Raw genomic sequence first — 11,441 nt, forward strand, 5'->3', positions numbered from 1 at the left:
GTGCTGTTCATTCGAAGTGTTTTCTTAAATTTTTAAAGGAGAACTTCAATGAACTTTATTTTCGGCGTCATCCTACTGGCTATGTTCATCCTCGCCTTGCGGGTGATTTGGGCAACTGCGTTGCAACTGCTGAGCGCATTGAAACATGTGTCTCAAACGTTTCACCGCTATCGTGCGCAACGATTAGCGCGAAACCGGTTACCGGTGATCATGTCCAGCATCCGTCATGAGGTGGATTGGTTGGCTATGTCGGATTCGGTGCGCCAGGAAATTCATAGTCGCAACGCAGGCTCCAATCGGCAAGTTGATCGATTGGACGTGGAGTTGCAGGTAAAAACCAAAACCATGGAACTGATCAAAGCCGATATTCAAATCGCCAAGTTGCAACTGGAATTGGAAAAAGTCAGACCAATGGCAGCTTTAGGTGAGCCGAAAGCCGGTAAACCGACAAAACGCTCGAAAAAAGCTTCTACGGTGATGGATGATGATTTATCAAAATCATCCCATCCTGTGCGTCAATTACGGACTGCTCTCAAGTCCGGCAATGGCCTAGTGATTCAGGCTGATGAGCTTGCCCGCCATTGAAAACCGACCACTGAGCACCCGTTTGTGTTTTGACGATACGGACGGGGTTTCTGTTGATTCGTTGGTCAAATTGAGTCGGCAATAAGTCTGATGGCAACAATGCCGAAAGATCGTGTTGGCTCTCTCGCCTGAGTTGGCGAATACGACTTAATAGTGTCCAAGCGATTTCTGGATCGTGAATATCGTTCAAGACTTCCGCTTCGGCGGCGTCCAAATCAGCAAATAATTTTTTGCAGATTGGGGTGGGTTGATCGTTGGAATCCAACGGAATCGCCATCGGCTTTCGACTTGGGTACTGCTCCTTGGTCTGCTTAGGACTGAGGAAATCAAAAATGCGCAAAATATCGTCAAACATGGCTATTTCTCTGCTTTTTAATGAGTTATAGCCACCATATACCGATTTTTTCGCGAATTCAACCCCGCTGTATGGGCCAATTTTTGGCTTTAATCAGCGTTCTTTACCTGCAGGAATCTCATCCTGCCGGGTGGTCGTTCCTGCATTTTTTGGAGGACATGACCATGACATTAATCGAACAACCAAGCGTTACCGCAATGCAGACTGCCGTCAGCACCGTTCGTTATCAGAATCAGTACCGCTGCCCTTACTGCAAAACCGAATGGGAGGATATATGGGATTGCGGCTGTAACGATCGCTGCCCGGACTGCAACAAGGAGATCGAGCCTTATGAAAGCGCATTGATCGAGGGTGAATCGGCGGAAACCGAATTGCCAGTTGAAGAACCTGCCTCAGCCAATATCACGGCGGAGGCAGAGGGTGTGAATCGGCTCTTCGTAGTCTCCTACGAAATCGACTATGTGCATCGCGTGTCGGTAGGTATCACTGCGGACAATCCCGAAGCGGCACAACAGCTTGCTGAGCAGGCATTCGACGATGCCACCATTTGGGATGACACCGCTGCTATGCCGTTATTGTCGGATGAATACCTTGAGTCGGGCGATGAAAGCCTGATATGGGAATGCGTGGCCGTTGAACAACTGCCGGAACCGGATTATTCGGTACGGCAATTGAAGCAGGAACAAGCGGCCATGCGGGTTTGTCGGGGATTGGTTGAAGCCTATCAACAAGGCGAAGCCAATGGCGGCAGTATCGATTGGGTGGATTTAGATCAGTTAATCCCTCTGGCATTAAAAGCCTTGGGAAAAACAGCGTTGGAAATCCAATCCTAAAAACTGAGCGCGGTGTTTAAGCGCGCAATTTGTAAAAGTCTGAGTTAGCCAGGTCATTCGATTCGGCGCTCATTTTTTCCACCCACACGGGAATATCCAATTCCCGCTGGGGATGCGTGATGTTTCCGTATTTTATTGAGGACAGCATCATGAACTCACACATCTTTGAACACACGTTCGGCACGGGTCATTGCATCCAATATCAGCGTTTGCCATCCGGCACCTGTTATCACGCCGATACACCAGAATCGGTGGTCGAGTTGCTGGAACAGTTGCGGTACAGCCGACGCAAAATCCGATTGTATTACGGCGATACAACTACCGGTCAATCCTGGCTCGATGAGCATGACGTCATCGGCTGGATTGGTAGGTCGACCGGCACCATCAAAGTGCCGCTATTGATCGAACCCGGCGATGTTGGCGGCCCGGCATTGCTGGACCATTGCATCGTTCGTGTAGACAGTCCCCGCCAGGTACTTTACCAACATGACGACTTTCGAGTTGGCGAGGTGGAACTAGTGAAAGGTGAGCTTAAACGCTTGCCCTGGGAAATCTGGATCGACGGTGCAGTGCATGCCCGTTTTAAATCCAAAACCGAAGCCAGACACTTTGAGAGCTTTATTCAAGGTAATCGGTTTTCGTTCATTTAATCCCACTTGGCTGGAAGCTGTTTATCCTGCCAAGGTTCCAGATCCAGCCTGCAACATTTTCTTGAAGTTTGATATGCAATCCGATTCTGAACCAATCTTGGGGCGTAGTCAGCTCAGTTGAATTGATCCAGGCACTTGATGTCGTGGTCAATTTGGCAGAAGGCAATTGTCTGGAAACGACTGACCCTTTTATCGCAAGCGATCCGGCATTATTGCTAGAAGCGCACTGCCAATTGAGGGTGTTAGAGACCGTTAACGCATTTTTAGCAAGGCTAGCCGACAAACCAATTGCTCAAGCCTAAAACAACATGATTTAACCACTGGCCTAACCAGAATTACCCGCCTCGGGGAGATGAACGATTCTCCGCAAGGGGTTAGTCTGTTTCATGTCCTCGGGGCTTTTTTATACCCGGAGATAACGCATGAACACAGAAACTAACGAAGTCGCGATGAAAGTCAACCAAGCCAATTTGGTTAAAAGTCTACGCTTCAGCTTCACCAACAAAACCACTGTCCTGGGCGAGCTCATCCAAAATGCCCGCCGAGCTAATGCGGCCATGGTGGTGATTAACTTTTGCCCTGAAACCAAAACCCTTCAAGTTTTGGATGATGGCTGCGGCATTGAATCGATGGCAACATTACTGACAGTCGCCGAATCCGGTTGGGATGCGGACGTCATAGTCAATGAGCATCCGTTCGGGCTCGGCGTGCGACGTGAAGTCGCATAAGTAACTGTTTCGGCCGCTTCGGCGGCAATGAAACCTGCCATTCCCTTGGCAGTAGCCTACCGCCACATGCGGTTCTGGTAACAGAGCGGTGTGAAGCTGGCGGGACAATGAAACCCATCCTCGATATGAGGTAAACCAATCCCGCGAGGGGGAAGTGTATCTGCGAGCACAACGCGGAAGGGGGCTAGGCTTGGTGGTACGGTTAACATATGTGAACTGTTGATAAACTCCGTGACGAACATAAGCCAAATGTGCTGATAGGCTTTAAACCAAAATGGTATGTGGCTGGTTGATCTGTTTCCGATTCAGATCACAGGGACATCAAGCCATCGGAGAAAAGACAGAACCTAACCCACTGTTGTTACTTATGCGGAACACGGTAAACCCGACTCTTCGCCAGCGATGGCAAGCCGACCGCAAGGAAGGCTGATGGAGGGCGGGCATAGGATGGCGGAAAAAGCGAATGCTGCCCTGTAATGGGGTAGATAGGGATTGAGCTGCAAGGCAACATCATCCCGACCGGCAACGGTGCAGACTTCCGCTTGGTCTCTCGTCACGAGAGAGGTTTTAGAACCTTACTAAAAGGAGGAAAAGCAAATGAACGTCGTTACATCAGCGTGTGCAGCCTCCGGCTTTGAAATTGACTGGCACAATATCAATTGGGGCCAGTGCCATCAACAAGTCAGGAGGCTGCAATCGCGTATCGTGAAGGCAATACAGGAAGGTCGCTGGGGCAAGGTGAAGGCCTTGCAATGGCTGCTGACCCACTCGTTTAGCGGCAAGGCCATTGCCGTCAAGCGGGTGACTGAAAACAAAGGCAAGAAAACTTCGGGTGTGGATGGGGAAATCTGGTCAACTCCGAAGGCCAAATCTCGGGCGGTGTCATCTCTCAGAAGACGCGGTTACCAACCGTTTCCGCTGAGACGGGTCTATATTCCAAAGAGTAACGGGAAAAAAAGGCCGCTGGGTATCCCGACGATGAAGGACCGGGCTATGCAAGCGCTATATCGGCTTGCCCTGGATCCCGTCTCGGAAACCACGGCTGATCCGAATTCTTATGGATTTAGGCCTGAACGATCCACGGCGGATGCAAGAGAGCAATGCTTCACGGTATTGAGTCGTGCGTATGCTCCGCAATGGATTTTAGAGGGTGACATCAAAGGCTGTTTTGACAATATCAGTCACCAATGGATGCTTGAAAATATCCCCATGGATAAATCGATACTCCAAAAGTGGTTGAAGGCCGGATACGTCTACCAAAATAAGCTCTTCCCAACGGAAGCGGGTACCCCGCAAGGCGGTATTATTTCGCCGACGTTGTCCAACATGACTCTGGATGGGCTAGAAACCTTGTTAATGAACAGATTCGCCTTATCGAATAGAACTTGGCGGTTTAGTCATGGCATGGCAGCAAGGCATCAGGTCAACTTGGTTCGGTATGCGGATGATTTTATCATTACCAGTAGATCGAAAGAATTACTGGAAAGTGAAATCAAGCCCATGGTTGAAAACTTCCTGCATGAGCGCGGCCTACTGCTCTCGGCGGAAAAAACCAAAATCACGCATATCGACGAAGGCTTTGATTTTCTCGGATGGAATGTACGCAAGTACAAAGGGAAATTGCTCATCAAGCCAGCAAAGAAAAATGTGAAGGCTTTTCTGGATGAAATCCGAGCAACGGTAAAGGCTAATAATCAAGCAAAGCAGATAAATCTGATAAGACTCCTGAATCCAAAAATCAGAGGTTGGGCGAATTATCACAAAGCTGCGGTCGCAAAGGTTATCTTTTCCAAGGTAGACAATGAGATTTGGAAATTGTTATGGCGATGGGCAGTGCGCAGACATCCGAAAAAGAGTGGCGTATGGATTAGGCGAAAATATTTCAGTCCAAACGGCAGTCGCGGCTGGGGGTTTAATGCAGCCTTCTTGGCATCAGACGGAAAACCGAAGCGAATGACACTGGTTAAGGCCACTGATACCGCTATTCGGCGACACGACAAAATCAAGAAGGACGCCAATCCCTATGATCCGAAATGGGAACCCTATTTTGAAGGCCGACTTGGTCTAAAGATGAAAGGTAGCCCGAAAGGAAAAAGGCAGCTGCTGATATTGTGGCTGGAACAGGCGGGAAAATGTTCCATTTGTAGCCAGCGGATTACGAAGGAAACGGGATGGCGAATCCATCATATCCTCTCAAAATCCAAAGGCGGCAAGGACAATCTATCCAATCTGACCCTAATTCATCCCAACTGTCTGTATAAAACCAAACCTAACACCGATAAGTAAGCTGTGTCACCGGTTTCCGTAAGGAAGCTTTGTAGAGGCTTGAGCCGGATGAAGGGAAACTGTCATGTCCGGTTCTTAGGGGAGGAAGCAGCAGCAATGCTGTTTCCTTACCCGACTTTCTATCGGCACTGTTTGCCAGTCGGCGCATCAGCGTCATCAGCAAAAGCGGATCAATCGACGTCGAAACCGACCACATTTTGGCATTTAAACCGGTGACGATCACGCCAATCCACGACTGGAACGGCATCACTAGCATTACCTTGCAGGATGTGGATATGGAAATGGGTCAAATTGCCACCACGCTGAAACGCTTGGCGCGCGGTTTCCCCATTCCAGTGCTGTTCAACGATCAATTGCTTGAATGTTCCTGCGCACTGGATGGTGGATTAACCTTTGTTGACACCGAGATTGGCGCGATTTATCTGCATGGCATGGATCAACCCAATGGGGCGCAATATGAGTTCGATGTCTATCTGCAAGGTTTGCCCATATATTCCTCGCACAGCTACACATCGCATCGCCATATTATTCATCTGGACTCTTCTCGTTTTCACGCCCGCTTGCCGGATCGTGACAAACTGGTAGACGAAGCGGATGTCATCAAGCGGATTAAAGCGGTTCTGGCACAAACCATCGAACAGCGCTTTATCCAGATGAAAACCACTCTGTCTGATGAAGAATTTGTTGGTTTTTATGAAATGCTGCGGCATTGGGAACTGCTGAAGTTACTCAACGATGTGCCTGTAGTACCGCCCGAGGCTTTACGCGAAATCATTGCTTATCCAGTCTGCGATACCGAAGTTTTTGATAACTTTGAGCAGCAACCGGATAAAGCCATGACCCGTATAGAAATTTTGGCTCGCGGCATTGTCTCGATTGACGATGACATCAAACAGGACGGCGCAGGGCGCTATTTGTTCGCCTGGAGCCGGGATTATTTGCTTTACCAAGGCAGGTTGGATAGCGGGCATTGGCTTCATAGTCTGGTTCGGCATCTCAATGATGAAGACCTGATAATTGAAACGGTCAATGAAACGCACCAGGCTCAATTCCAAGGTGATTGGTGCTGGGTTAGCGTGCGTTTTTGCGATGCTTACCAAATCCGACTAGGACAGGATGTTGTTGAAATCACGGCTGATGCTTGCTATCAAGGCCAGGAAAACGCCGATGACATCATTGTGCCCAAAGGCGATAGCTCGGCTCAGGTGTTGCAACAAATGGCCAGCTTCAGAAGCGAATACGATGATTTTCAGGAATCGACCTTTGAAAGCGATTCGGATGCCTTCGTTGCTTTTGTGGTGGCCAATACCGCCAGTGATCCTGCCAATGCCATGCAACGCTTGTTGCCGGATTTTTGCGGCTGTCCTGCGCTGTACGGCAAAGCCTTCGTGGTGGAGTTGGATCAGCAAGGTAAACCGGCATCGGTGATCGCATATCCCGGAATCGGGTCAAATGCAGATCCTTCAAACCAGCATGAATAGCTAAAACTTGATGCGTGAGCGCATTATCCAACCGGATAATTGCGCTCATTTTTTTACCAAATATGAAAATAAGCCATAGTCCCATATCCGCCAAAATGTGCATATTCCACGTCAAACCAGCCCCCATTCCGATAAGATTACGCTAGTGATGAATGACGGCTTTTGGAAATGGCGAATTGTCGTTATCGACCCAAAAGAGCCGGTCGCGTTTCTCCATAGCGGCCAGTCAGCCAAATCCAGATTCTGCGACGGGAGGTCTACAAAGCCGCCGTTGGCGACCTCACCCAACCGGCCAATAAAAGTCACTCACGACTCTTTAAACTCTCTTCTGTGACGGTCCGCACGTCACCCGTTTTTTGACACTCAATATTCAGTAACGTCCTTCAACTTTTTCACTGTAGGGTTGCCATACCTGCAATACAGGGAAGGCATCAAAAACAGATTCAACAACGTCGAGGTAATCAAACCACCAAGTATCACCACCGCCATCGGGTATTCGATTTCGTGGCCGGGTACATTGCCTTTCAGGATCAGCGGTAACAGCGCCAGTCCGGCACAGGCAGCGGTCATTAGAATTGGTGCCAGACGTTCTTCGGCACCACGCATCGCCAATCCTGCCCCAAATACCTGGCCTTCTTGCTGTTCCAAATGTCGATAGTGGCTTAACAGCATGATGCCGTTTCGGGCAGCAATACCCAGCACGGTGATGAAACCGACCAGCGAGCCGAGCGAAAGTACCCCGCCACTTAAAAACGCTCCCACAACGCCGCCGATCAACGCAAACGGCAAGGTTAATGCCACTAAAAGCACTAAGCGCAACGAGCGAAAATCAACATGCAGTAACACCAGGATGCCCAGCAATGAAGCCAAACTCAACCACGCCAGCCGTTCGCTAGACGCTTGTCGTGCTGCGTATTCGCCCAGAAACTCCGGGTGATAGCCTTGCGCAAACGTCAGGTTTTTCACGCGGTTTTCAATTTCCCGTGCCACGCTACCTAAATCGTTGCCACTGACATTGCAGGTAACGTCGATTCGGCGCGAGGCGTTTTCTCGTTTGATTTCGTTCGACGTAGGTGCAATGTAGATGTCCGCCACATCGCCCAACGGCACGCGTGCCCCGGATGGCGTATCGATAGTGAGTTGTCTGAGTGCAGCGAGATCATGACGGACCCGCTCAGCACCCCAAACCGTCACGTCGATGACTTTTTGGTCACGGTAAATTTCGCCGACCTTACTGCCTTTGATTAGCGTGGCTGCGGCCCGGCGCACTTGACCGGCTGTCAAACCAAAGTTGGCCGCCACGTCAGGCTTAAGCCGTATCTGTATCTGCGGTACCAATATTTGCGGTTCCACCTTCAGGTTGGCGATGCCGGGCACATCAGTGATGGTTTTACTGACTTCGGCTGCCTTATCTCGTAGTACATCCAAGTCAGGTCCGTACAAGCGCACCACCACGGTCGCACTGGCGCCGGTCAGCACTTCCTTGATCCGTTCGCGCAGATAGGTCAACACATCGCGGTACAGACCCGGATAACCTTCGACGACGGACTGGATTTTCGCCACTGTACTGTCGTAATCGACCGCTGTATCCAAACTAATCCATAACTCGGTAAAGTTCGGCCCTACCACTTCGTCGGCGACTTCAGCTCGGCCAATGTGCGAACCGAAATTGCGTACACCGGGAATCGTCCTTAGTTCCTTGCTGACCTGTATCGTAATGCGACGCATGGCTTCCAGCGAGGTACCGGGCTTTTCGACCCAGTGCATCAAAAAATCGGTTTCCTTGAAGTTGGGCAGAAACGACTCACCGAGTCGCGGTAATGCGATGGCTGTCGATATAAAAGCCATCATCAGGAAACCTGTTGCCCATTGCGGACGGCTGACGATAGCCGGCAAGAGTTGACGATAATGCCGCTTTAAAACCTGCGTTAGCGGCGCTTCGCTTTGGCGTGGCTTGGCATTCGGCAGCAGCATCAGGCACAAAGCCGGCGTCACGGTCAGCGCCACCAGCAGCGAAGCCAAAATCGCCAATAAATAGGAAAACGCCAGTGGCCTAAAAAAGGTGCCGGCCAAGCCGTCCAGGAAAAACACCGGCACGAACACCAGTGCGACGATTAAACTGGCAAAAACTACTGCGCTACGCACTTCCAGCGAGGCTTTTAAGACCACCCGAAAAGTTGATAGCGGATGCACTGCCTCTCGGTTCAACCGCAACCTGCGCATGATGTTTTCGACGTCGATAATGGCGTCATCCACCACTTCACCGACTGCAATCACCAGGCCGGCCAGTACCATGGTGTTAAGCGTGCCGCCGCGCAGATAAAGCACCGCTGCTGCTGCCAGCAGCGATAGCGGAATCGCCGACAGGCTGATCACGGCGGTTCGCCACTCAAACAAAAAGGCGATCAGAATTACAGCGACTAGCACGCAACCCAATATCAGTGCATCACTTAAATTATTTAACGAGCGTTCGATGAAGGTTGCCGGACGAAAGATAGTCGGATCGATGTCGACCTCGTGCAGACCGGGTTGCACAGCCGCCAAGGTCGCTTCGACCTTGCGAGTCACATCCAAGGTATTGCCCCAGGGTTGTTTTTCGACGATCAGCAGCAAGCCCGGCCCATCGTTGATCACCGCATCGCCAATAGGCGGCGGGTGACTTTCAACGATTTCAGCCACATCGCCCAAGCGCAATGGCGCACCGCCAGTGAACTGCACCACGGTGCGGGCCATATCGTCCGGTGTTTGCAGCGAAGACACATGTGTCACCGGCAGGCGTTGATTGGGTAGATCGACAAAACCCCCAGCCGATACGGTGGCCGCATCGCCCGCCGCACGCACCACCGCATCCAGCGTCACGCCGTTGGCGGCCAGGCGATCAGGATCGACCCGCACCTGTAACTGCCGATCACGTTGCCCCCAAATGGCTACGTTGGCCACACCCGGCACCGCCATCAACCTTGGGCGAATGGTCCACAATGCCAATTCGGACAATTCCATCTGTGATAGTTTTTTCGATGAAACGCCAATCTTCAGCGCCCGACTGGTGGACGATAATGGCGATAACATCACCGGTGCGCGAGCCACGGCCGGCAGGCGTGGTGTGATGGTGGCGACGCGTTCCTGTACCAACTGCCTGGCCCGCATCAAATCAGTGCCTTCCTGAAAAATACAGACCACTGACGACAGACCCAACACCGACTTGGAACGTAGGGTTTTTAGCCAGGCCGTGCCGTTTACCGCGTTTTCCAAGGGCACGGTGATCAGGCTCTCCACTTCCTCTGTGGACAATCCGGGTGCTTCAGTCTGGATTTCAACCAACGGCGGCGCGAATTCCGGGAACACGTCCAACGGCATTTGCCGGGTGGCTTGCACACCCAATATCACCAGTACCACAGCCAAGGCCAGCACTAATAGGCGTTGACGTAGCGCGACGGTTATCAGCCAGCGCATCATTTGCCGACACCAAATTCGGTGCCGAACAATTCGGCCACGCCGGTAGTAACCACTTCGATACCCGCCACGATGTCGCCCGTTACGGCGGCTTGATCGTCAAACACCCGCAGTATCTGTACCCGGCGGCGCTGATAGACGTTGGCTTCCAGCGCTTGATATATCCAGCTATCGCCATTTACGTCATGCACAATCGCCGACCACGGTACGACGAGATTTTCGTCATCGCTACGCAACGGGATTGAAACACCGACCCGCTGACCGGGGCGTAATGAGGTATCCGAATTTTTCACCGCATAGAACAGATCGACCGTGGCGGCAGCCGGATTGGCGGAAGGCGGCGCCGCGACCGGCACGGCAGGACGAGAGACATTTTCAGGCGAATCTTTCAGCCCGCTAACACGGGCTTGGGCGGCGGTGTTCAATCCCGATACATCATCGACATAGACCGGCACCCGCACCCAAAACGTGCTGCGGTTGTTGACGTCTAACAGCGCTGGACCCAGCAAATCGCGGCGTTCGTACGCGGTTTTTAGATTGGCCTCGGCCAAGCCTAGCTGTATTCGCGCATCATCGACCGAGCGTTCGGTGCCCACCTTGTCGCGGCGCATCTGTTCGGTGCGATTCAAGGCTATCTGCGCGGCTTGCACTTGCACCTTGGCCTGCTCCACCTGACCGTCGGCATCAATTTGCGATTGGGCCAAACGTACTAACTCTGCCGGAGCCAGCGATGGCAGGATCGTATAAACCGATTGGCTGTTACTGTTTGCCGAACCATTCAGCGCCGGCAGTGTGATCTCGCCGCCGAACAAGCGCGTTCGCGTTAGCGGTCGTTTTACAACCTTTGTGGTGACGATGCCGAGCCGGTTGACTGCTTCCGCTGTCAAGACAACTTTGGTCAGATCACTTTCCTTAACGGGATGCTCGATTTTGGCAGGCGGCGGCGATGTGGATTCGGCGGCCGATAGGTTGCTGGCTAATAGTAGTAAGGCTGATAGCAAAAGCCGATACGTCGATGGCGTGTGGTTTGGATACGCGGGTTTCATAGAGGCCCAACCGTGGAGTCTAAT

The 11,441-nt window shown here is 51.6% G+C and carries 9 protein-coding genes; 6 read left to right on the forward strand and 3 right to left on the reverse strand.

Annotated elements, in window-relative coordinates:
• Window positions 1-48: 48 nt before the first annotated feature.
• Entirely contained in the window at window positions 49-585 is a 537-nt protein-coding gene (locus tag G006_RS0109080) for a hypothetical protein (RefSeq protein WP_020482873.1), read from the forward strand.
• Here the strand turns inward: G006_RS0109080 and G006_RS27685 are convergent.
• Window positions 533-940, reverse strand: a complete 408-nt coding sequence (locus G006_RS27685; protein WP_081607907.1) for a hypothetical protein — start codon at window positions 938-940, stop codon at window positions 533-535. The genes G006_RS0109080 and G006_RS27685 overlap by 53 nt on opposite strands.
• A 164-nt stretch (window positions 941-1,104) precedes the next feature.
• Here G006_RS27685 and G006_RS0109085 point away from each other — a divergent pair, with 164 nt between their 5' ends.
• The 5 genes from G006_RS0109085 (at window position 1,105) to G006_RS0109105 (ending at window position 6,918) form a co-directional block, all read left to right on the forward strand.
• Complete coding sequence (locus tag G006_RS0109085) at window positions 1,105-1,773, forward strand: hypothetical protein (RefSeq protein WP_235048846.1); 669 nt, start codon at window positions 1,105-1,107, stop codon at window positions 1,771-1,773.
• A 149-nt stretch (window positions 1,774-1,922) separates the two neighbouring features.
• Entirely contained in the window at window positions 1,923-2,423 is a 501-nt protein-coding gene (locus G006_RS0109090) for a hypothetical protein (RefSeq protein ID WP_033194147.1), read from the forward strand.
• A gap of 422 nt (window positions 2,424-2,845) precedes the next feature.
• Window positions 2,846-3,151 (forward strand): ATP-binding protein, encoded by a 306-nt coding sequence (locus G006_RS0109095; protein ID WP_020482876.1) that lies wholly within the window; start codon window positions 2,846-2,848, stop codon window positions 3,149-3,151.
• Window positions 3,152-3,748: 597 nt separating this feature from the next.
• Entirely contained in the window at window positions 3,749-5,437 is a 1,689-nt protein-coding gene (gene ltrA / locus G006_RS0109100; protein ID WP_020481823.1) for a group II intron reverse transcriptase/maturase, read from the forward strand.
• A gap of 197 nt (window positions 5,438-5,634) precedes the next feature.
• On the forward strand, window positions 5,635-6,918 hold the full coding sequence (locus tag G006_RS0109105; protein WP_020482877.1) for a hypothetical protein: 1,284 nt from the start codon (window positions 5,635-5,637) through the stop codon (window positions 6,916-6,918).
• A gap of 363 nt (window positions 6,919-7,281) precedes the next feature.
• On the opposite strand, the gene G006_RS0109110 is transcribed toward G006_RS0109105, so the two are convergent.
• Entirely contained in the window at window positions 7,282-10,374 is a 3,093-nt protein-coding gene (locus tag G006_RS0109110; protein ID WP_152428834.1) for an efflux RND transporter permease subunit, read from the reverse strand.
• Window positions 10,371-11,417 carry an efflux RND transporter periplasmic adaptor subunit gene (locus tag G006_RS0109115; RefSeq protein WP_081607908.1) on the reverse strand — a complete coding sequence of 349 codons (1,047 nt, stop codon included), beginning with the start codon at window positions 11,415-11,417 and terminating at the stop codon, window positions 10,371-10,373. Before G006_RS0109115 ends, G006_RS0109110 begins: the two co-directional genes overlap by 4 nt.
• Between the last annotated feature and the right edge of the window lie 24 nt (window positions 11,418-11,441).

The sequence above is a fragment of the Methylomonas sp. MK1 genome (assembly GCF_000365425.1).
In the GTDB taxonomy this organism is placed as follows: Bacteria; Pseudomonadota; Gammaproteobacteria; order Methylococcales; family Methylomonadaceae; genus Methylomonas.